The organism is Pseudomonas sp. Snoq117.2, assembly GCF_900110545.1.
Classification (GTDB): Bacteria; Pseudomonadota; Gammaproteobacteria; order Pseudomonadales; family Pseudomonadaceae; genus Chryseomonas; species Chryseomonas benzopyrenica.
The window spans coordinates 64,376-84,103 of sequence record NZ_FOED01000014.1 but is presented as its reverse complement, the minus strand read 5'-3'; the positions used below and the strand labels follow the sequence as shown (position 1 = coordinate 84,103).

Annotated in this window: 24 protein-coding genes; 11 read left to right on the top strand and 13 right to left on the bottom strand. The window is 62.4% G+C overall.

The window, feature by feature from the left end; genetic code table 11:
- Positions 1 to 2: 2 nt before the first annotated feature.
- The gene (sppA, locus tag BMZ43_RS22400; RefSeq protein WP_017638714.1) at positions 3 to 947 is read right to left on the bottom strand and encodes a signal peptide peptidase SppA; all 945 of its coding nucleotides are present in this window, start codon (positions 945 to 947) and stop codon (positions 3 to 5) included.
- Positions 948 to 1,128: 181 nt separating this feature from the next.
- On the opposite strand from sppA, the gene BMZ43_RS22395 reads away from it, so the two are divergent.
- From BMZ43_RS22395 to BMZ43_RS22385, 3 genes are all read left to right on the top strand, one after another.
- Positions 1,129 to 1,722, top strand: a complete 594-nt coding sequence (locus BMZ43_RS22395) for a hypothetical protein (RefSeq protein WP_017638713.1) — start codon at positions 1,129 to 1,131, stop codon at positions 1,720 to 1,722.
- Between the two features lie 435 nt (positions 1,723 to 2,157).
- A complete protein-coding gene (locus BMZ43_RS22390; RefSeq protein ID WP_077172064.1) occupies positions 2,158 to 2,475 on the top strand; it encodes a hypothetical protein in 318 nt (105 codons plus the stop codon).
- Between the two features lie 27 nt (positions 2,476 to 2,502).
- Positions 2,503 to 3,144: a DUF6012 family protein gene (locus tag BMZ43_RS22385; RefSeq protein WP_093256781.1), complete on the top strand. Its 642-nt coding sequence runs from the start codon at positions 2,503 to 2,505 to the stop codon at positions 3,142 to 3,144.
- 128 nt (positions 3,145 to 3,272) lie between these two features.
- Here BMZ43_RS22385 and BMZ43_RS22380 read toward each other — a convergent pair whose 3' ends face one another.
- The 8 genes from BMZ43_RS22380 to BMZ43_RS22350 all read right to left on the bottom strand — a co-directional run bounded on the left by BMZ43_RS22380 (position 3,273) and on the right by BMZ43_RS22350 (position 11,643).
- The gene (locus BMZ43_RS22380; protein ID WP_007162819.1) at positions 3,273 to 3,836 is read right to left on the bottom strand and encodes a hypothetical protein; all 564 of its coding nucleotides are present in this window, start codon (positions 3,834 to 3,836) and stop codon (positions 3,273 to 3,275) included.
- Positions 3,837 to 3,998: 162 nt separating this feature from the next.
- A complete protein-coding gene (locus BMZ43_RS22375) occupies positions 3,999 to 4,256 on the bottom strand; it encodes a hypothetical protein (protein ID WP_256563108.1) in 258 nt (85 codons plus the stop codon).
- Positions 4,246 to 4,500, bottom strand: a complete 255-nt coding sequence (locus BMZ43_RS22370) for a hypothetical protein (protein WP_093256772.1) — start codon at positions 4,498 to 4,500, stop codon at positions 4,246 to 4,248. Before BMZ43_RS22370 ends, BMZ43_RS22375 begins: the two co-directional genes overlap by 11 nt.
- A gap of 173 nt (positions 4,501 to 4,673) precedes the next feature.
- Positions 4,674 to 6,884, bottom strand: a complete 2,211-nt coding sequence (locus tag BMZ43_RS22365) for a DNA cytosine methyltransferase (RefSeq protein WP_093256766.1) — start codon at positions 6,882 to 6,884, stop codon at positions 4,674 to 4,676.
- Between the two features lie 181 nt (positions 6,885 to 7,065).
- The gene (locus BMZ43_RS22360) at positions 7,066 to 8,247 is read right to left on the bottom strand and encodes a tandem-95 repeat protein (protein WP_093256760.1); all 1,182 of its coding nucleotides are present in this window, start codon (positions 8,245 to 8,247) and stop codon (positions 7,066 to 7,068) included.
- A 41-nt stretch (positions 8,248 to 8,288) separates the two neighbouring features.
- The gene (locus BMZ43_RS26255; RefSeq protein WP_143075316.1) at positions 8,289 to 8,600 is read right to left on the bottom strand and encodes a hypothetical protein; all 312 of its coding nucleotides are present in this window, start codon (positions 8,598 to 8,600) and stop codon (positions 8,289 to 8,291) included.
- Positions 8,601 to 8,668: 68 nt separating this feature from the next.
- Positions 8,669 to 10,111 (bottom strand): tandem-95 repeat protein, encoded by a 1,443-nt coding sequence (locus tag BMZ43_RS22355; protein WP_177344849.1) that lies wholly within the window; start codon positions 10,109 to 10,111, stop codon positions 8,669 to 8,671.
- A gap of 95 nt (positions 10,112 to 10,206) precedes the next feature.
- Entirely contained in the window at positions 10,207 to 11,643 is a 1,437-nt protein-coding gene (locus tag BMZ43_RS22350) for an Ig-like domain-containing protein (protein ID WP_093256751.1), read from the bottom strand.
- A 164-nt stretch (positions 11,644 to 11,807) separates the two neighbouring features.
- Here BMZ43_RS22350 and BMZ43_RS22345 point away from each other — a divergent pair, with 164 nt between their 5' ends.
- Positions 11,808 to 12,422, top strand: a complete 615-nt coding sequence (locus tag BMZ43_RS22345) for a hypothetical protein (RefSeq protein WP_093256746.1) — start codon at positions 11,808 to 11,810, stop codon at positions 12,420 to 12,422.
- 131 nt (positions 12,423 to 12,553) lie between these two features.
- Here the strand turns inward: BMZ43_RS22345 and BMZ43_RS22340 are convergent, their stop codons facing one another.
- Together BMZ43_RS22340 and BMZ43_RS26620 are read right to left on the bottom strand one after the other, a co-directional pair.
- Complete coding sequence (locus BMZ43_RS22340; protein WP_093256742.1) at positions 12,554 to 12,766, bottom strand: DUF3892 domain-containing protein; 213 nt, start codon at positions 12,764 to 12,766, stop codon at positions 12,554 to 12,556.
- A 2-nt stretch (positions 12,767 to 12,768) separates the two neighbouring features.
- Entirely contained in the window at positions 12,769 to 12,933 is a 165-nt protein-coding gene (locus BMZ43_RS26620) for a hypothetical protein (protein ID WP_177344848.1), read from the bottom strand.
- An 843-nt stretch (positions 12,934 to 13,776) separates the two neighbouring features.
- Here BMZ43_RS26620 and BMZ43_RS22335 point away from each other — a divergent pair.
- From BMZ43_RS22335 to BMZ43_RS22325, 3 genes are read left to right on the top strand one after another with little or no spacing between them, the layout of a single operon-like run.
- Positions 13,777 to 15,270 (top strand): AAA family ATPase, encoded by a 1,494-nt coding sequence (locus BMZ43_RS22335; protein WP_093256737.1) that lies wholly within the window; start codon positions 13,777 to 13,779, stop codon positions 15,268 to 15,270.
- 15 nt (positions 15,271 to 15,285) lie between these two features.
- Positions 15,286 to 15,675 (top strand): hypothetical protein, encoded by a 390-nt coding sequence (locus BMZ43_RS22330; protein ID WP_093256731.1) that lies wholly within the window; start codon positions 15,286 to 15,288, stop codon positions 15,673 to 15,675.
- Positions 15,669 to 15,860: a hypothetical protein gene (locus BMZ43_RS22325; RefSeq protein ID WP_231357335.1), complete on the top strand. Its 192-nt coding sequence runs from the start codon at positions 15,669 to 15,671 to the stop codon at positions 15,858 to 15,860. Before BMZ43_RS22330 ends, BMZ43_RS22325 begins: the two co-directional genes overlap by 7 nt.
- Positions 15,861 to 16,308: 448 nt before the next feature.
- Here the strand turns inward: BMZ43_RS22325 and BMZ43_RS26615 are convergent, their stop codons facing one another.
- Positions 16,309 to 16,458 carry a hypothetical protein gene (locus tag BMZ43_RS26615; RefSeq protein ID WP_177344847.1) on the bottom strand — a complete coding sequence of 50 codons (150 nt, stop codon included), beginning with the start codon at positions 16,456 to 16,458 and terminating at the stop codon, positions 16,309 to 16,311.
- A 2-nt stretch (positions 16,459 to 16,460) separates the two neighbouring features.
- Between BMZ43_RS26615 and BMZ43_RS22320 the strand changes: the two genes are divergently transcribed.
- The 4 genes from BMZ43_RS22320 to BMZ43_RS22305 all read left to right on the top strand — a co-directional run bounded on the left by BMZ43_RS22320 (position 16,461) and on the right by BMZ43_RS22305 (position 18,705).
- On the top strand, positions 16,461 to 16,850 hold the full coding sequence (locus BMZ43_RS22320) for a hypothetical protein (RefSeq protein WP_093256727.1): 390 nt from the start codon (positions 16,461 to 16,463) through the stop codon (positions 16,848 to 16,850).
- Positions 16,851 to 16,852: 2 nt separating this feature from the next.
- Positions 16,853 to 17,671: a hypothetical protein gene (locus tag BMZ43_RS22315; RefSeq protein WP_093256724.1), complete on the top strand. Its 819-nt coding sequence runs from the start codon at positions 16,853 to 16,855 to the stop codon at positions 17,669 to 17,671.
- A 196-nt stretch (positions 17,672 to 17,867) separates the two neighbouring features.
- Complete coding sequence (locus BMZ43_RS26250; RefSeq protein ID WP_143075315.1) at positions 17,868 to 18,101, top strand: hypothetical protein; 234 nt, start codon at positions 17,868 to 17,870, stop codon at positions 18,099 to 18,101.
- Between the two features lie 64 nt (positions 18,102 to 18,165).
- Positions 18,166 to 18,705 (top strand): hypothetical protein, encoded by a 540-nt coding sequence (locus BMZ43_RS22305; RefSeq protein WP_093256714.1) that lies wholly within the window; start codon positions 18,166 to 18,168, stop codon positions 18,703 to 18,705.
- Between the two features lie 32 nt (positions 18,706 to 18,737).
- On the opposite strand, the gene BMZ43_RS26245 is transcribed toward BMZ43_RS22305, so the two are convergent.
- Complete coding sequence (locus BMZ43_RS26245) at positions 18,738 to 19,727, bottom strand: hypothetical protein (protein ID WP_143075314.1); 990 nt, start codon at positions 19,725 to 19,727, stop codon at positions 18,738 to 18,740.
- Between the last annotated feature and the right edge of the window lies 1 nt (position 19,728).

Sequence of the window (19,728 nt, the reverse complement as noted above, 5' to 3'; positions counted from 1 at the left end):
ACTCATCGGAGCGATACGCCACTGAAGCCGAGCGCCATCGACAGCTGCTGCGCGGCGGAGGCGCCCAGGCGCTTCGCGAAGCGATCGAAGGCATTGTCCTTGACGGTGAAGTCGACCTGGCTGGTGGCGCCCACCAGGTCCCGGGCGACATAGTCGACATCCCCCAGCTTATCGATCAGGCCCAGCTGCTTGGCCTGCTCGCCGGTCCAGATCAGGCCGGAGAACAGCTCCGGATGATCGGCATCCTTCAGGCGATCGCCGCGGCCGGTCTTCACCGACTGGATGAACTGCTGGTGTGTCTGCTTGAGCACGTCATTCCAGAAGACGGTCTCTTCGGGGTTTTTCGGCTGGAACGGATCCAGGAACGCCTTGTGCGCGCCGGAGGTGTAGGCCCGGCGTTCCACCCCGACGCGGTTCATCAGGTCGACGAAGCCGAACGACGCCGCCGTCACGCCGATGGAGCCGACCAGCGAGGCTTTATCGGCCACGATCTCGTCGGCGGCCGCGGCGATGTAGTAGGCACCTGAGGCGCCCAGGTCCTCGATGACGGCGTAGACCGGCACCTTCGGATGCAGGCCGCGCTGGCGCTTGATCTCGTCGAACACCTGGCCGGCCTGTACCGGGCTGCCGCCGGGCGAGTTGATCTTGAGAACCACGGCTTTGGCGCGCTCGTCATCGAACGCGCGTCCGATGGCCTTCTTCAGCGCGGCGGCGTTTGCCTCGGCGCCGTCGGCGATCTCGCCCCGCACCTGGATGACGGCCGTGATCTGCTTGGCTTCATCCACCTCGTCGAGTTGCAGGTGCTCGACCAGTACCGCGCCTGCAATCAGCAGCAGGCCGGTACCCCAGAAGGAATACTTGAGCAGCTTCAGCCGGCGGGAAGCGCGCCGCTCTTTGATGAGGTCGCGGATGAGTTCGGGAAGCAGCGTGGTGTCGTGTTCGGACATTGGAACCTCGTGGCGGGTATCAGACCGCCAGTGTCGCGAGAGCAACGCCGAAAAAGTCGCGAGTTTGCCCCTCTAAAGGGCGTGTACCGGCCCGGTTCCCGCCCAGGACGGGCGTGAATCACCAGCCCAGAGAGTAGTAGCGCGATGATACTGATCCCTTCTTCCAGTCGGGATTCCAGGCATGAAATACGCGCTCGAGCACAGGGGCGGTCGCACCCTGCCAGTCGATCCGGCCATTTATCTCAAGGCCATCAAGGCCCGCCTGGCTTGCGCCCAGGCGCAAGGTGCCAGGAGCATCTGGATCGACCACCGCGACGGGCTGTGGCATGGCAAGGCGACCCATACTGCGCTGATCAGCGCCCTGGAGCAGCTTGCTGCAGAAGGGTACGGATTGAGTTGGGACGAGATGCGCGGCATCCAGATGCTTCGGTTGGACGTCGATCCGAAAGTATCTCTGGCGCCGGCGGCCGTCCGCAGCGCGCTGGGCCTGGTCGAGACCTGGGACACCACTCCCTTTAAAGCCCCGGAGCCAGTGGCTCCGCCGGTGAGCCATGGCAGCCAGATGGGCGACTACCTTCTTTTCCTCGCGCTGATTGCATCCCTGGCCGGCGCCCCCTTCGGGTTGGCACGTATGCTCGACGCGCCTACACCGGGCCCCTGGCTACTCGCCTTCTACTACGGGGTGTTTGGACAGACCCTCTACACCTGGGGCTCGGTTCTGGTGAAGGGCTTCCTGGCTGCGGAACGTTCGCGCCGGCACACGCCGCCGGCCTGATACGCCCCCGGCGCCTGTCGAAGGCGCCCGGTGCTGGCGGCTGGCTAGATGTCCTCTTGACGTCGCGTGCTACCGGAATGACAGTCAGCGGCCCACGTTTCGGAGGGTGAACATGACTCAACCTCGTGCACGGGCATTGGGCCCGACAATCGATGGGCCAGCGCGCGCTCGGTCGGCGCCGGCGGCGGATCACGATGCGCACGCGTTGGCCCGGCAGCTCTTGGCAGAACTCACCGGCACGCCTGGTGAGCTCCAAGCCGAGCTTGATGCAGCATCTCGGGCAATGCCCGAATCCCCTACCAAGAAGGGCGTGAATCGCCGCTTGCGCTGAGGGCGGCAGCTGCACACTAGGCCGACCGCCCGGGTCGACGCCTTTGCTGCCAAGTGGGAAAGCGCGCTGATCTGGGACGGACCACTTCTATCGAGGACGGCCCCATGCTCGACCTGTACAACATGATCGGTGCACTGATCCCCACGGCTGGCCCCACCAAGGCCCATCCAGATGACGCTTACCGTGAAGGCTACGCCGCCGCGGTTGACGATGCGTTGAAAAAGGTCGACCAGGCACCTGACGCATCCACGGCCGCGATCGCCTTCGCGCTGGAGACCGACGAGGGCATGACCTTCCTGCGGTGCTGGAACGAAGGCGACTTCGAGGCCATCCGCCGCGAGTGGCCGGAAGCGCCGGATGAGGTCTTCGAGGGCGCCGATCCGCTGTTCAAGCGAACGAGCTCCCAACTGCCGGCCGGCTAGCGCCCCGACGCACGAGGCAGCCGCCCAATGCTCATTCACCTGGTACCACGGTTCCTGACCTGTCCGGTTTCGGGGCCGCACGTCCAACTGATCGACCTGCGGATCGACTCCATCGGCCTGCTCCTGCGTGATCGAGTGGACCTGGCCACGCGCCGGCCGATGCCGAACAAGCGCATGGCGATCGGCTGCAGCAAGCGTGGCCGCCTGGCGCGGGTAGGTCTGCTGATCGATACGCTCCGGCCAGCCCAGCCATTCACCGTGGTGTATCGCTGGGCGGTAGCGGCGGAGCAGCTGATCGTGCATCGCGTGCACTATGAGCTGCTGAGCGAGCCGGACGCCTACCAGGTCGTCTCAGACAAGATGGCGACCTGGCCGCGGCGGCCGATTGAGCACCAGGATTCGATCCCGACCTTTGTCCAGCCGCGGCTGGAGGCGACGTGCCTAGTGCCCCGCGACAAGATCGTCAACCAGCGAGTAGGGAGCAACGGGCTGCTGCTCGAGCGCGAGGAGTCGTTCCAGGTCCCGCTGCTGGACCGGGGTGATTGGTTCAAGCGGCTGAACGAGTCCCTGGGAGACCGGGCGCCACGCCTCGAGGACGTCGTGGCCTGTCCGCTCGGTACCGCTGGCCAAGGGATCGATCCCTATCCCCTTGCTGGTGGTGAGGACTAGGCCAGAGAGCCGGCGAAAGATTCTTTCGCTCCCTGGATACCGCCTGGCCGGATCTCTGCTGCCGCTACGCCTTTGTAAGATTCTTACACGGCGAAACCGCCTATAGCGTGCCACCGTGCATAGGTGGCCTAGGCCTCGGCCGCCTGGCGCAACCGCGCGAAATTGCCACTGGACCGCACCAGCTGCCTGAAGCGTCTTTTGAATGCCAGCCGCGTGAAGGCCGGCGCCCAGGGCACTATCTGGTTGGGAAGCGGCTGGATCCCCTCGAGTGACGGCCACGGGGGGCCTGGGGGTAGCAGGTCGCGGCGCTCGGTTGCCATCAGCACCAGGTCTGCCTCCTTGATGCTGGCCGGCATCTGCGCAGCGATCTCGAAGCGCGCTGCGATGGCCATCCAGATCCGCGCCTCGATTGCCTTGAAGCCTGGCAGCAGGTCCTTGAGTGGACTCACCATGTCGCCGACGTAGGCCTCGGCGGCATCATGCAGCAGCGCGTGAAGCGCGTCCGCCGGCGGTACCAGATGGCTGGCCAATACGCTGTGCTGGCCAACGCTGTAGTGGGTCTGGGTGTAACCCGCGAATCGGCAGATGTTCGCCAGTGCATGGGCGATGTCATCCATCACTACCATGTCGGCTTCAGGCGCCAGCAGGTCAAATTGCTTTCCAGACTGGGTGAGGATCCAGCTTGCGCTCATTCGCTACTCCCGTGAGGCGAAGGACCAGGTAGTGGCCAACGTAACCCATCTCCGTCGACGCGCTAGCGCCAATACCCGCCTGCGGCGGGGCCTCAATAGCGAGGGGCGCTCCTCCGCGCGCGCAGTTCTACACGCCGCGGGATCGTGGACCGCAGCCGACCCTCAACCGGCGAGCTGGGCGCAGCGTAGTGCCAGCTTGTGGTGGTAGTCAGCACCGGTACAGGTGCGCTCCAGGCGGATGACGTCGTCCAGCGGCACATCACGCCCGCTTCGCTCGGTGGCGGCCCGGGCCAGCGCTGCGCACATTCGGACGACATAGCCGGGCGCGAGATATCTCGGATCCCGGGCGAGATCCCCCTCCGCGGTACCGCGTGCTTGGAGCGCCCGCTGGATGATTCCTGCAAACGGTTCATAGTCCATCTGGGGCACGATTTTCTCCTTCAAGGGTTTCCGCGTAGCGTAGTGCGGTCTGAACGAGACGACGGCCGCCGGCGGCACGTGCGGCCTTCTGCGTTTTTCCGATCACGCGGCGAAGGCCATCGCGCGCGAGTTTTAGACTGGTCGCCTCAGCGTCGGCGGCTTCGAAAAGCGCGTACAGAATACCGTCGGCTTCCTGCAAGGCATCCAGGTCCTCGGCCGACACGTAGATCGTTGCGCCGCTCATGACTGGTCCGCCCGGGGGCTCTGGGCTGTGTTCATCACTAAGCGGTGACGGCGCTGCGCCGCCTCCACCGTTGCGCCTTGAAATGAGTCGTTCACGTCGTTCTTCTCCTGAGCAAAGGGTGTTGCACCGATCGGCCAGGCGGCGCCGCCACCGGCCGAATCGGTGACTTGACGCTACGCCACAGCTGTTCGCCGCGGAGTGGCCACTGCGGCGCGCCAGGGGTCGTTGGCCCGGGCAATCGCCGCCATGTGCGGCGGGGAGACGCTGTTGCCGCACATGTGGACCTGCTCGGATTTGGTGAACGGCTTGCCGTCGTGGCCAAATTCGATTTGGTAGGAGTCCGGGAAGCCCTGGGCGCGGTACAACTCGCGCGGCTGCAGCATGCGCAGGCCAATGTCGACCACGACGTAGGGGGTGCCTTGGATCGTTACCGTGACGAGCGCCAGGCGGTCCTTCGTGGTGACAGTAGGGGAGGGTTCATCCGGCCGGCTCGTGTTGTCCGCACCGTAGTAGCTCATCAGGAAGGCGGCGACGCGCAGGGCACCGGCTTCGACTTCGGGCGAGAGCTGCAGCTCGACTACCGAGGTCTTGCCGCCGCCGCCGGCGGTGATGGTCGGCGCCGGCTCGTCGATGCGTTGGCCAACGGAGCCTCCGAACTGCCGGGACAGGAAGGCGGTGACCGCGCCGTGGTGCTGGCCGGAGGCACTGATGGTGTGCAGCGGTTCCGCGACTGAGCGGGCATCGCAATTGCCGCGCAGATGAGCGAGGGTGGCTACCGCCAGACGCTGTTGGCTGCCCGTATTGGTAATGGTGGTCATCGGCCGTTCGACGCTGTGTGCAGGCGTGGTGTTGAAACCGCCGTTCGCCTGTTCCAGGAAGGCCGTGCAGACGCCCATCGCATGCGCCGCGCCGGCGGGGCGCTGGCAGTCACCGCCACTGGTGATGGTGGGCATCGGCTCATCGGCAGCGGCGCCGGCGGAGTCGAAGCGGAATTTCACCAAGTGCGCAGCCGCGACCGCGTGCTTGATCCCACCGGCCATCACCGTGCCCAGCGGCTTGTCCAGGCCCGGTACGCGCGGTTCTTGCCCCTGGCGCTCGCCGTAGCCCACCGATACGAGCGTGGGCGCCACCACCGCGCGGTGGTTCTCGGTCAGGATGCTCCCCAGCGGGGCGCCGGCGTCGGCAGGCTTCCCTGCATAGGCCGGACCTCCCAGGCCGATCAGCGTGGGGCTGACCAGCATCTGCTCGCCGCGGTTGGCGCACGTCACGGTCGGCAGTGGCTCACGCGGGTCGTGCACCCGATCAGCGCCCTGGTGGGTAGCCGGCGCGATGATCGGGCTTGCCACCGCGAAGGATCCGCCTCGAGGCCAAGCCGTGATGGTGTGCAGCGGCTCACCCACCGAGACGGCCGCCTCTCGGGACCAGTTGGCGATCGGCACGATGAAGGGATCAGCCGACTCCAGGACGAATTTGCGCAGGCCCTTGGCGACGCGGCGAAGCGTGGCCGCGGCCAACGGCTTTTTGCGCTTGAAGATCGACGGGCACGGGACTGACCAGTCGATACACTCAGCGGCGACGCGCAGCGGCTTCTGTCCCTTGCCCGGCTTCTTGGCGTGGGTCTGTGCTGGCCAGACGATCGGCTGACCGTCGCAGCGAGCGATCATAAACAAGCGCTCGCGGCTAGTCGGCGCGCCATAGCTGGAGGCCCTGCCGACCTCCCATTCGACTTCGTAACCCATGCCCTGCAGCAGCTGCACGAACCGGCGCCAGGTTTGCCCCTTGCGCTTGGGGTCAGGCACGAGGAACTGGTTGCGGACCGGCACCTGCTCACCGACGTCAGCTACCCGGTTCACGAACTTCTTGGGCTTCGTCGGGTGAGGGATACGGTCCAGGGTCACGACCCGGCCGGTTGCAGGGTCACGCTTGGCGATCAGCGGGCCCCACTGCAGGATCTGCTTCACGTTCTCGAGGCTGATAACCCGTGCACGCTTCTTGCCCGCCCATTTCAGCCCAATCCAGGAGAGGTTGCGGATTTCGTGCTGCCGCGGCTGACCGCCGGCCGCCTGGCTGTGGTGGGTGCAGTCGGGCGACATGTGAAACCAGCCCACCCGGCGGCCGCCGCACTCGGTGTCCGGGTCGCCGTCGAAGACATCGGTGGTGAAATGCCGCGCCGCCGGGTGGTTGGCGGTGTGCATGCTGATGGCTTTAGCAGAGTGGTTCTTGGCCACGGCGACCGGGCGGCCCAGGCCCATCTCGAGCCCGGTACCGGCGCCGCCGCCACCACAGAAGAAGTCGACAACGATCTCGTCTTCCTGAGCGGTGAAGCTCAGGCTGTACTGAGTCTTGAAGTCGACAGGTAGCTGCTTGCGTGGAAATGCGGTCATGGGGAGGGGCCTCAGTGCGTCGAGGCGCCAGCCGCCTCACTGAGCCCATCCTCCAGGCATCTTCGAAAACGCAAGCTCGTGAGCCTGCACTAGCGGGCCGGCGACCTAGCCACTGGCTGCCTCAGGCAGGTAGGTCCTCAGAAGATGCGGGCCAGGGAAAGAATCTTTCGCTCCCCCACCATCAAGGCGTCGTCACCCGGGCGCGGACCGTCGCAGGCCTGGACTCCACCGTCTTGATCTGCAGCGGTGTCGTTGCGGTCGGGGCGTCGTTGATCGGCCGCACCAGCACCGTCACCCTTGCAGCAGCCGAATAGGCGCCCTCGGGGTCGCGTGCCCGGTAGGTGAAGCTGGCTGTGCCATTCCAGTCCTTGGCCGGCTCGAAACGCAGGTTGGCGCCCTGGATGGTTGCAACGCCCACGGTCTTGAGTGGCGGAGAGACCAGCTCGAAGTAGGAGGGCGGCGCCGAGTCGATGTCGGTACCGGACAGCGTCGTCTCCACCGGCGTGTCCTCGTCCGTGCTCAGGGACACCGGCTGGACGACGGGCGGATCATTCACCGGCATAACGACGATGGTCACTGTGCCAGGGCTTGACGTGGCTCCCCGGTTATCAGTGACCTGGAAGGTCAGGGTTGTCGTGCCAGACCAATCGGCTGGTGGCCAGTAGGTGATGGAGGAAAAGCTTTGGGTGATGGTGCCGACGTTCGGCTGTTGGAGGATGGTGTAGCTGCTGATGCTACCGTCGGTGTCCGTCGCCTGAAGATTGAATCGGCCGATGGTGTCCTCGTTGACGGTAGCGGTGGAATTTAGAGCCGACGGTGGAGAGTTCGGTATGACTCGTGTGATCTGACACATGTTGCCCGTGTAGCGAACATAATTGGCTTCGACGACATAGCTGCCGTACTGGCGCCGTGCAGAGTCGAGACAGTCGCGATCGAACATCGATTGATAGGCTGCTGGGCCGCCCTTCGACTGCACGTCTGCATCGGCGGCTTCCTGCCACCGAGAGCTGAAGCTTGCGTAGGTATCACCGTGCTGGCGTATATCGTCCTGCCAATAGATCCATCCGCCCTGGTCAGGGCAGCGTCCGAGGTTGGTCGAATACTGCCGATAGACCGAGATGATGTGGTTCTTCCAACCGGTGTCTAGCGATCCGCCCCAATAGCCGTTGGAATTTGAGTCGCAGATGAAGGAGTTCTGGCTGAAGGTCGTACCGGTCTCGTCCGCACGTGATAGCGCGCTGAAGAGGCTGACCAGTAGAAGTAGGGCCGCAGCGACGACTGTGATCGGTGCAGGTGCAGGTGCGGTTGGGCGCGAAGGCATAGCCACCTCGGCATAGGGGAGTGGAACAAGTAAACGGGACATGGGATAGGCTTGGGGCGTGAGTTCACGCCGTGGAAAGGGATTCAACGGGCCGTTCCAGACGCATGGGCGTCGATGAAGTCGAGGATGCGATTGATCCTCCACATCGCATGACGACGTGAGCCCGGTATCGATCGAGGTGTTTTTCGCACCGCTCGGACCAATAGCCGTCCAAGCTGAGCCGCCGGCCGATCCGAAAGCTCCAAGGCCTCGAAGGCATCCGTCGCGTGCTGCAGCTGCAGAAAGCTCGCGACGTAGCACCAACGTGTGGCCAGGCGAAATCGCCTGGTGGTTGGCTGGAAGAGCAGGTAGACCCGCTCGCCGCCGGCAGTGAAAGAGCTGCGTAGTACTTCCATGGGGTGCCTCACATGACTGGGTTAGTCGAGGCTATGTCCTATCTCCAGAATGCAAGGCCGGCGTGTCCTCACGGGATGACCCGAGCACGCGTGGTGACCGGCACCGATTCCTTCGTCCTTATCTCGAGCGAAACATCGGTCAGCGCAGGTGTGTCGTTTAACGGCCGCACGGTGACGGCGACCGCCGCCGGCGCCGACCAGGCGCCGGCGGTATCCTGGGCGCGGTAGGTGAACTGGGTGGCGCCGTTCCAGTCCTTGGCCGGCTTGAAGGTGGCGGTGGCCCCGGCGAGGGTGACCTGGCCGACCGCGGCCGGCGGTACGGCGACGAGCTGAAAGACAGTGGGGGCAGGGGAATCGATGTCCGTTGCGGACAGCAGCACGCTGGCCTGGGTGTCCTCATCGAGGCTCAGCGTCTTCCCCTCGGCGATCGGGGCGTCATTCACCGGCCGGATGGTGATCGACACGGTGGCCACGTTCGACCAGGCGCCGCTGGGGTCCTGGGCACGATAGGTCATCGACGTCGTGCCATTCCAATCGGCTGTCGGCGTGAAGACCACGGTATTGCCGGCGAAGCGTGCGGTGCCCGCGGCTGCAGGCGCCGCGCTGACGATCTGGTAGGTGAAGGTGGAGTGGTCGTCGGTAACTGGCAGGGCGCCGCTGGCCGGCGTGTCCTCGTCGCTGGCGATCGCCAGATTGCCGGCTACCGGCGTCCGGTTGTAGCAGGTGGAGGTATCGGTCCAAGCGGACTCATTGCGCCGGCTGCCGTCGCTGTAGATGTCGTAGGTGCGGCGCTGGGTCCAGGGTCCCGTCGGCGTCGCGGCCGGGCAGGCGAGCTGGCGCGTTTCCGATGCGCTCGAGGAATAGACCGCGGTGCAGGTGTTGCTGGTGGTGGTCCATCCGGAGTCATTGCGCTGGCTGCCGTCGGACCACACCTCGTAGGTTCGCCGCTGGTTGATAGTGCCCTGGGGCTGCGTAGCGGGGCAGCTCTGGTTTCGGTACTCGGTCTGGGTCGAGTTGTAGACGGCCTGGCAGGTGCGGCTCGTCTCGCTCCAGCCGGAATAATTGCGGCGGCTGCCGTCTGACCAAAGCTCGTAGGTTCTGCTCTGCTGAATGTTCCCAGCGGGCCTGTCCGCCGGGCAATACGCAGTCTGCGACTCACTTTCAACGCGCACGAAATAAGTATTCGGCGCCTGGCAGATCGTCCACTGATACCGGGTGGCACCGTACTCGGTTATTTTACCGACCGAATTCCCTACAAAGTAACGGTTTCCCCGGTAGGTAAGAAAATCGGAACCTGTGGGGCCGAACCAGCGTGTTGAAACGTTAGGCGACTCATACCAAGAATAGTCATGAGCGATCATCATTACAGAGTAATTTTGAGGCTCCCAGTCTGCGATCTCGAATATTCCCCAGTCGCAAATTGATGAACTTAATAGCTCGGGATGATAGCCATTTTGGGGTGGATACGGCATGGCTGCGAAAGCGGCTGATGAAGACAGTAGCCAAGCCATGTGGGCCACCAAATTAATTATCAGCCATCTTTTCATATTAATTACCTTGTATTAGAAAAGAGTATCTTCTCTTTCTGCAATAAAAAGCGTTGCAACTAGCGCTTGATCACTGCGCGCGTGGTCACCGGCAGGGACTCCTTCGTCCGTATCTCGAGCGACACGTCCGTCAGCACGGGCTCGTCGTTCACCGGTCGCACGGTGACGGCGACTGCTGCCGGCGCTGACCAGGCGCCGGTGGTGTCCTGGGCGCGGTAGGTGAACTGGGTGGCGCCGTTCCAATCCTTGGCCGGCTTGAAGGTGGCGGTGGCCCCGGCGAGGGTGACCTGGCCGACCGCGACCGGCGGCACGCCGACGAGCTGGAAGACAGTGGGGGCAGGGGAGTCAATGTCCGTTGCGGACAGCAGCACGCTGGCCTGGGTGTCTTCATCGAGGATCAGGGTCTTCACCTCGGCGACAGGGGCATCGTTCACCGGCCGGATCGTGATCGATATGGTGGCCACGTTCGACCAGGCGCCGCTGGGGTCTTGCGCGCGGTAAGTCATCGACGTCACGCCATTCCAATCGGCCGTAGGTGTGAATACGACGGTGTTACCGGCGAAGCGAGCGGTACCCGCGGCTGCAGGCGCTGCGTTGACGATCTGGTAGGTGAAGGTCGAATGGTCGTCGGTCACCGGCAGGGTGCCGCTGGCCGGCGTGTCCTCGTCGCTGGCGATCGCCAGGTTGCCGGCAATTGGCGTCCGGTTGTAGCAGGTGGAGGTGTCGCCCCAGGCCGACTCGTTACGATGGCTGCCGTCGGTGTAGAGGTCATAGCTGCGGCTCTGGGTCCAGGTGCCGCTCGGCGTTGCGGCCGGGCAGCTCAGCTGACGGCTCTCCGATCCCTTGGACGAGTAGATCGCGGTGCAGGTGTTGCCGGTCGTCCTCCAGCCGGAATCATTGCGCCGGCTGCCGTCCGACCACACCTCATAGGTCTGCTGCTGCGTAATGGCGCCCCGGGGATGAGTCGCCGGGCAGTCCTGATTGCGCGACTCGGTTTGCGTCGAGTTATAGACCGCCTGGCAATTACGGCCGATCTCGTTCCAGCCGGAATAGTTGCGCCGACTGCCATCGGACCAAACTTCGTATGTGCGCTGCTGAGTGATGGAGCCGCTGGGATGAGTCGCTGGGCAGTTCGCCTGTTGTGTTTCTGACTGCGTGCTTTGATAGGTCGGTCCGAACTCCCCGCAGACCGGCTGGCGCAAGGTGTTTCGGTCCACCTCCGGACCGATTCGATACCGCTTTCCGTTGGAGGCAGTGAAATACATGCCTCTATCGATCTCGATCTGATCAACACTCCATAACTCTTGCCCCTCGATCCAGAGACGTCGGTAAACAGTGTCGTTGTTATCGTTGCTGTTCTCGTACAGAAACCACGTTTGGTCATCCAGCTTGCACGTCTCTGCGATTGCGCTTCCTGACCAGGTAATGGCGCAAAGGACGATGGCCAATAGGTAGCGATAGCCCGCGAACCTACGCGTCTGTTGGTGGCTGGACATTCTGATGGCTCGTTTGGCAAGACAGATGAGCCATTGTGTCGCTGTAGGGAACAGCTAAAACGGTCGATTCGAGCCAGTCCAGGGCGTGGATAGAGCGGGGCCAAGGTCCAGCGCTTGCGTTTTCGGAAGTGGGGGGATGCTTGAGCTTTCTCTCGGAGCACGCCATGACCACTACCCACTTCTCCGCCTCTACGCGCCGTGTGTGCGGCCATACCGACAACGCGTCCTTCCACTACCAATCCAGCAAGGCGCGCCAGGATGAGGAGCGTTACGCACGCTACTCGCTGTGCAGCGACTGCTCCAAGCAACTACGATCGGCCTGGGCGTGTGCGCCGGCGGCGCCGGATGCCCCTGTTTCGGCACTCCCTGACCTATGGGGGGGCTCCGCCAAGCAGCAGGCCTGGGCGGACCGCATTCGCCGTGCGCGACACAAGCAGGTGGTGGGGTTCTGCGAGCGTGCTGCCGTCACGCAGGAGCCGCTGCTTGAGCTGGCCAATCTCGCCCTCGATCTTATGTTCCGGATCCAGGATCCGGGCTTCTGGATCACCTCGGAGAAGGCCGGCTTCCACGTTGACGCGCTCAAGGTCGACATGGAGCTGCTGTTGAAAGGCAGGCTTTCGCCGCTGGATCGCACGATGGCCGGATCCGTCGTCGGGTACTGGCTGCAGGCCGATTGGTCGGTCATCAGCTCGCTAGCACGTGACGTTAGCGATCGGATCAAGCCGCGGCTCGCAGAGAGACCGGCGGAGGCAGCGCCTGCGCTCATGCAGACCGCGTAGGGTGGCGTGCCTGGAATCGCCGAGGCCGCGCCGGTGTGGATAGTGAGCAACTTTGCCCCGGCATGCACCACGCCGACGCAGCCTAGCTGCTCCTACGCGAAGGTGGTAGGCCATCCATGGCCTGGGTGAACCTAGTCCTGGTCGACGTTGTTGCCTTTCCGACCGTCAGGGTTCGCCCGAACATAAGGCGTTCCGTTGCGGGTCACGATCCCGAAATACGGGTGCTTTCCTGCTTCTACCTCCCGCACCAGCTGGGGCCGCGGGACATTGCCCCGGCCCGGGATGGTGTAGGACTGGTTCTCGCCGTTCTTGCCGTCACCGTTGCCGCGAATGTGGTTGGCCATGCTCAGTCCTCCCCGAAGTCGAAGACAAGCTGCGGCTGCGGCAGGCTGCGGTAGTGGTGGCGGACGTCCTCCCAGCGCCCAAAGCGGAAGCGCCGATAGCGGTGAACGAACACGGTTTTGATGCTAGGAATGCGCCGAATACGGCGACGTCTTACGATGTGGCTCATAGTCTGTAAATCCTATAGACAGACGTTATCGGAGGGTGAGCGATCCCTCAGCCGTCATCAAAACGCGTTGACGTGATAATCACGCCAGGCGTTAAATACGGCCTTCCGAAGTGCTGCTCACCAGTGTCATTTCGGAGCCACGGGTGGCGGTGTTGCCTGGAAAGTAATCACCGTCCACCCGTTCCCTATCTCCAGGATGGCGTAAGCCAACCTCATCTCTGGCATCCCTGCCAAGCCACCTCGTATGAGCTGGCCCTTTCTCGTCACATCCTACGTTTAGTGCTTTTGGGTTACTACACCAAGAACAGTGGGGATTTTGATCCGAGTCATGGGCGATCCCTGGATGTATGACCACAGCATAAGGCCACCCAGAGCCCGAAGACAGTCTTGACAGAGGGGTGTTTCGCCATCCCGGGGTCTACCGACGAACTGCTATATATGGTGCTACCGGGGGTTGAGGGCCACTAGATGTCGCGTTTGTCACGTTAGCAGTTGTGGATAAGACGTGGATAAGCGGTTCGGGACGGGGGTACATCCTGAGGGCCGTACCCAGCCATTACGCGCGGAGGCTGGGCTCAGCGCGGAGTGGTCAAATATCGTACAACTTTCTCCGCCCGTGCCGACGAAAGAGGAAAGGGATATAGCGGTTCGCTATGAGCACTTTCTCCGTCATAAGAAAACGTTCGTACGTCGCTGCGACGTTCTGCCCCGACATGCATCGGCTAAGCCCGCGCTGCGCAGGATCCTCCCGGTTCACCCCCGCCGAGGGCGCAAACTGCGCCTGATTCCATTCGCGGTAATGACAACCTAACTCCGTCGCCAATTGGCATAGGAGCTTGGGCCGTGTCTCAAGAGAGCGAAGTCCTCGAACGCATTACCGCCGCTTTTCGCTGCGCCTTCCCCGTCGTGGCCCTCAAGACGTTCGAAGTCGCCCGCGCGCGCGTCGCGGTCAAGAAAGTCGCCGCCGATCTGGGCCGGCATTACCACGAGATGCCCTTCAAGCTGGTACCTGATCCAGGCCAAATCAAGCAGATCGCGGATGGACCGGAAGTTAAGCGGGGGGTGGTGATCTTCGATCCGTATTTTCAGGACCGGCAGCGCAGCTCAAGCGAAAATCTGCCTGCCCTCAAGGGTAGTCTCGGTGCCCTCGAAAAATACGGCGTCAGCTACGTCATCGCCGGGCGGGAGGGGCTATCGGAGGAGTTCGTCTACCACATCGACCTGCCGCCTATGACCAGGTCCGAAGTCATCGCCGTCATCAAGACCGCGGAGCAAGACGTCCAGCGGTCGCTCAATGGCGGCCGCGCCACGGGGAGCAGTGCGGAAGCGTCGATCTTCACGGAAGAGGAACGCGGCGTGGTCGCGAACCACGCGATGGGGCTGAGCCACACCCAGATGCGCAACGTCTTCATCCTGGCAGCCAACAGCCGCCGCAATGGGAAGGAGTACCTGTCGGAGATCCGCCGCGAGAAGCACCACATCCTGCGCGAGGTTGGTCTGGATGTCCTGGAGCCGGTGGAGATCGATACCGTCGGTGGCCTGGAGCCGCTCAAGCGCTTCCTGCGCGGCCGCAAGGTGGGCTGGGAAAAGAATCTGCCGCTCAAAGGCGTGCTGTTGGCCGGCGTACCGGGTGGCGGCAAAACACTCATGGCCAAGGCCGCCGCCGGCGTCTTCGGTACCACGCTCGTCCGCCTCGACATGAACCGCTTCTACTCCAAGTACCAGGGTGAGACCGAGCAGCGGTTCCGTCAGGCCCTGCAGACGATCGAGCAGATCGCGCCCGTCACCGTGCTGATCGATGAGATCGACAAGGCCTTCGCCAGTGGTGAGGCGGACAACGAGATTTCTCGCCGGCTGCTCGGCAGCTTCCTGTACTGGCTGCAAGAGCGCCGGGAGCAGGTCTTCATAGTCGCTTCGGCTAACCGGGTTGCAGCGCTACCGCCGGAACTGATGCGTGCCGGCCGTTGGGATCGCTGCTTTTTCATCGACCTGCCAAGCGCGGACGAGCGCGAGGCCATCCTGAACATCCATCTGCGGATTGCCCAGTGCGAGGCGGAGGATCTTGATCTTGCCGCGCTGGTGCGTGTGAGCGACGGCTATACCGGCGCCGAGATCGAGCAGGCCATCACCGATGCGCGTTATCTGGCGGCTGAGCAGGACACTGCGATAGGCCAGGAGCTGCTGCTGCAGGCGCTTGCGGACATTAGCCCTTCCAGCGAGACCCGCAAGGCCGACATCGATGCCATCCGCCGCCTGGGCGAGGACGGATTCACCCGCGCCAACACACTCGACCCGATCGTCGAGCCGTACGGCGGACGGGCACTGGAACTGGGTTAAGAGGATTTATCAGACATGAGCCATATCGTGAAAGGGAAGGTTACGGTCGCCTACAGCGACGCGGTGGTCTTCAAAACAGCCCTCGCTGAACTCGGCATCGTACTGACCAACGAAAGGCTGTACCGGGTCGTGGTCGGCTACACCACGGAGCGTTACGACCTGGTGCTTCAACACCCGGAAAGACCTCAGTTCCGCCTGGGCTTCAACCTCGAGGGCGGCCGTTACATGCCCTACCAGGAGGACTACGGCGACGTTGGAGAATGGACGCGCCGGGTTAGCGCGGAGCTGGCCGATCTGTACCTGGCACATCACTACGCCGCAGCCCTGCGTGCCGAGAATTACCAGGTGGAGATCCGGCGGGAGAACGGCCATTTGGAAGTGATTGCTGAGGAGGCAGTATGGTGAAGCGCGTAGTGGTGACGATCAAAGCGGCAAAGGTGACCGCCGACTTCCAGGGCTTCGAGGGCAAGACGTGCGAGGACCTGGAGCATCGGCTGCGGCTGGAAGGGACTGAGGTCACTGAGGTCGAGCTGAAGCCGGAGCGTGCATTCGAGCTGCAGGCCGTAAGCACCCAGAAGGTCATCTACTGACCTCGCCGACTACCTACCGCACGGCCTATTCATGAAGAAAAGACACCTCTGCACCTTGGTTGGGATCGCAATCCTGCCACCGGTTGCTTCGTACCTAGCGCTGGATTGTCTCGGTTGGCCCTCAGCCACGACCATCGATCAACATGTTCGACTGTGGGTCTTCGGATCGCTGGGCGTCTTCAGCGCTCTCGCTATCTGGTGGTGCCTTCATCACGAATACTTTGAGCACGGGCTTCCTGTTCCCTTTGTAGGCCTTTGGTGCTCCGTATCATTTGCCAGGGCAGATGATCTTCCTGCACAGCTTATGGTGCTCTTCGAGGGAGGCGCTGTACTGGCGATGCTTGGGGGGCTGGTCTTAGCGCTTGCCGATCACTGGTCGACACCGGAGCCCAGTAGGTCCGCGACGCCTACCGCAGGCGAACCCCAGCCTGTTACTGCTGTGCCGGCCTCACCTCAGCCAGCTGCGCCACAGCCGCTCCAGCAGCCTACCGTCGCGCCGGAGAATCAACGCCTCGGTGGCGAGCAGCGCGCGGCCGCAGGGATAGGGCTGGATACCGGCCATGTAGGGCGCCGCCTGTTCCTCGACGAAGGACCGCAAGCATGACCCGCTCCGTGCATCGGCAATCTGCCGGCGGCCGGGCCGCAGCGCCCCGGCGCATCGTGATTTCCGCAGGGACGGTGACCGGCTTCCAGGACGAGGTGAGCTTTGCTGGCCTGCAGCTCGAGTCATTTAAGCGCAAGCGGGTTTCCCACGTGGTACCGGACGGCGCCCTGAAACGGCTGTTCTTCGGCGCCATTCGCAGCGTCGCAGGAGAGTCGACGAAGCTTGCCGTCTGGACCAGGACCTGGCGGTGCGCCTGGCTCGTTCTGGTCGACGAGAAGCGGTACGGCCCGTTCATTGAGCGGCACGAGGCGATCGCCTTCGAGAAGCAGCTGATCTGGGCCCAGGGCAAGCACTTGCCTCGAAATGATCACGAGGCTGGAGCATAGTGGTGACCCGACTGCACGTTTTCTGTTTCGCTCTCCTCGGCTTCACTACGTCATCTGTGCTTGCCGCACTTCCAGATCTGGAACCACGTAGTCAGCCACGCTTCGTGGCCAGTAAGGCGTATTTCATCGCCGACGATCAGTACCTGGTGGCAACCAAGCCTGATGGCGCAGACGAGGTTCGAATCTGCCCAGGGCATTTCATCGAACGCGCCAGCGGGCCGATGTGCCAGGTGTTAGATCCCGATGGGCTCAATCACTTTCTCGGCGGGACCGTCACCGGCGAGACCTTCACCCTGGATGAAACGGTGCAGCGGCTTTCTAGGGGTAACGGGAGCTTCAAGGAGATGACCCGCATGGGGGGGGAAAACCCGGGCTTCCTATTATCCGTCGCCTATCCCTCTACAGCCGGTCCGCACATGCAGAAGTCGCTGGAGGACATCGCCGTAGCCGTGCCTACCGTGGCGGATATACTTGGGCGGTCTACAGCGATACAGATGCTTTCGATTGGAGCAGGGCTCAGCGTGCTGCTTTTCGCAGCATTGATGGGCTTTTGCTGGTGGGAGAGCAGACGGGTGGCCTCACGACGCGGCTCCCAGAATGACCTGATTGAGGCCTACGCCGCGGCTGCGCGCGCGCGGTCTGCAGCACCTCAGGTGGAGAGCGGACCGCCCTCGCTGACCAATCTGGCGGCGGCGCAGACTCGCTCGAGTCGGTCCGCGCCGACCGAGCCGCCCAAACTACCTACCGCGGCGCAGCCGCCGGCCGCAGCGAAGGTCGTCAGTGAGGAAGCACAGTCTGGCCGCAAGCTCTTTCTGGACTGATCAGGCGTTTTGGTTGTGACCCTGGAACGCCTCTGGACCGAGCGTTTGGCGCGTCGTAGAATCGAGGCTCTTGATCTGCAACATGCGTTGCGGTCCAGACGGCCATTCGGCCACCCTCAGCTGCTCTGCAGCACTCTCCCACCCATACGGGCCAATCCCCGTATGGGGAAAGGTCCGTCCATCGATGAGACCTTTCATGAAAAACTCTCGCTTTCTCCTGTTCCTCCTCACCTTCGTGTTGGCGTCCTGCACGCTGCTCGGCTGCACCAGCGCACCTGTAACGCCTGCCGAACCCGGATCTCTGGTCCAGGCAAAGCGGATCGTGCCGGTCTGCCAGGCAATAGCCGGCACCTACCAGTGCAACTGGATCGAACTGAACGCACCTGCCGCCCGCCCAGTTCCGGCAAGCGCGCGTCGCATCATCCTCTGACCATCCACGGACGTGACGGCTGCGCCCCGCTATGGGACGCAGCTGGAGATCCAGGAGAACACCCATGCACTACGCACGCTTCGCCAACGGCAACATCTGGCCTATTGAGGGCTCGACGCTGACCGCTTATGTCGGGATGGGCATCGCCGAGGTTCATGACTTCGACGAGCACAACCTTCGCGACCAGGTACATCAGGCAGCCGTAGGTACCTTTGCCTTACGTCGGGTGCAATGCACGGTGGCCTGGGGCAACCCCAAGGATATCGTGTTCCGGCGGCAAGGCTGGATCGACTGGAGCGCCTTCCCTGTTCGGCCGGACGAGGTCTGGCAGATCAGGGAGGTCGTTGAGCACTACGGTCAGCTGTTCGGCTGGTCGCTTGATGAGCAGATGCACGCGCTGAAGGCGCATGGCGCTCCGGCGCCGGCGGAGGACATCGTGATGCTCGGCTCCGGCCGGGAATTGCGAACCCCTGCCGTGCCCAGCGTTAGCAGCTACGCACGGGTCTGCCAGTTCGGGTTCAAGCTGGCCAGGCTCGATGTGCCTGCCGACGAGATCGGGCTGGGGCTTCATGGCCTTGTCCGAGCTTGCACGGCTAGTGGTTGATTAATAAAAAAGCCCGGCAATGCCGGGCTTTTTTATTTGATTTCGATACCCGTAGAGAAGGGTACGAAATATTTTCCGATGTGTGGGTAGTGGATGATCAACATGAATACTGTGACCAGATTTAATTTTTTTATAGGCCGTTCTTCAAATCTATAGCTGCTATCAAGCAGTGATAAAGATTGCACAAAAATCTCGGGATCCCCCTGAGGCCTGCGATGATGGTCTGCTCCGTCGAGCATAAGGTCCTCAACACATATCTGGCTCATCAGCTGATATATCTCTTGGCTCGTCAGGATAAGACGACCAGCGATCCGAAGCTTTAATACGAATACCAACGCCAGTCGTTTTGGCTTATTTTGCACATGTTCTGCTCTAGAGTGAGCAATGTGAAGATCCGCGAAATAAAGCTTTTGGCGAAGTTGAATCAAACGGGGGCTGACCGTGATTGCTTTTCTCAAGAAAAGCCAACTCTCTAATACTGTCGTATTGTAGATATTGTGCCTTCTGAGTTGGGTGAGATGGCTGTGGAGCTCAAGTGCCGTTTTCAGAATATATTTCTTTGAAATCGCTCGGGGTACAGGCCCGCTCAAATGCAGTTGTAGCTGATTTTTCCGATCCCACGACATTCTCAGAGACTCGTTTAGGCGGAACGGCAATCCCTGACCACGAGCAAAGAAAACCCATAAGACGAGCGGAACGAAAAAGCAAGTAAAGAGACCCAGTACGTCCATTGGCTGCGTGGGATTTTGACAGACAACTAAAAAGCGAAAATTATCTACCAGGAGCACCCACCCTGCCATCAGTAACGTGACGCTTATAGGAATGCCCAGGTACTTACCGTGCAGAGACATGAGCAGCCTGAAAATGCGGCTACGGCATATCAGCGGTGGGTCGAAAGACTTCAAGTTTGATGCAATTACAAAACCCCAAAAGACTGATAGCGTGACACCAAGTATTATTACCAGAAATGATAGCCATTCTGAGAGCGTGGCTTTTTCAATGAGTTTAAAACAGATATCCAAG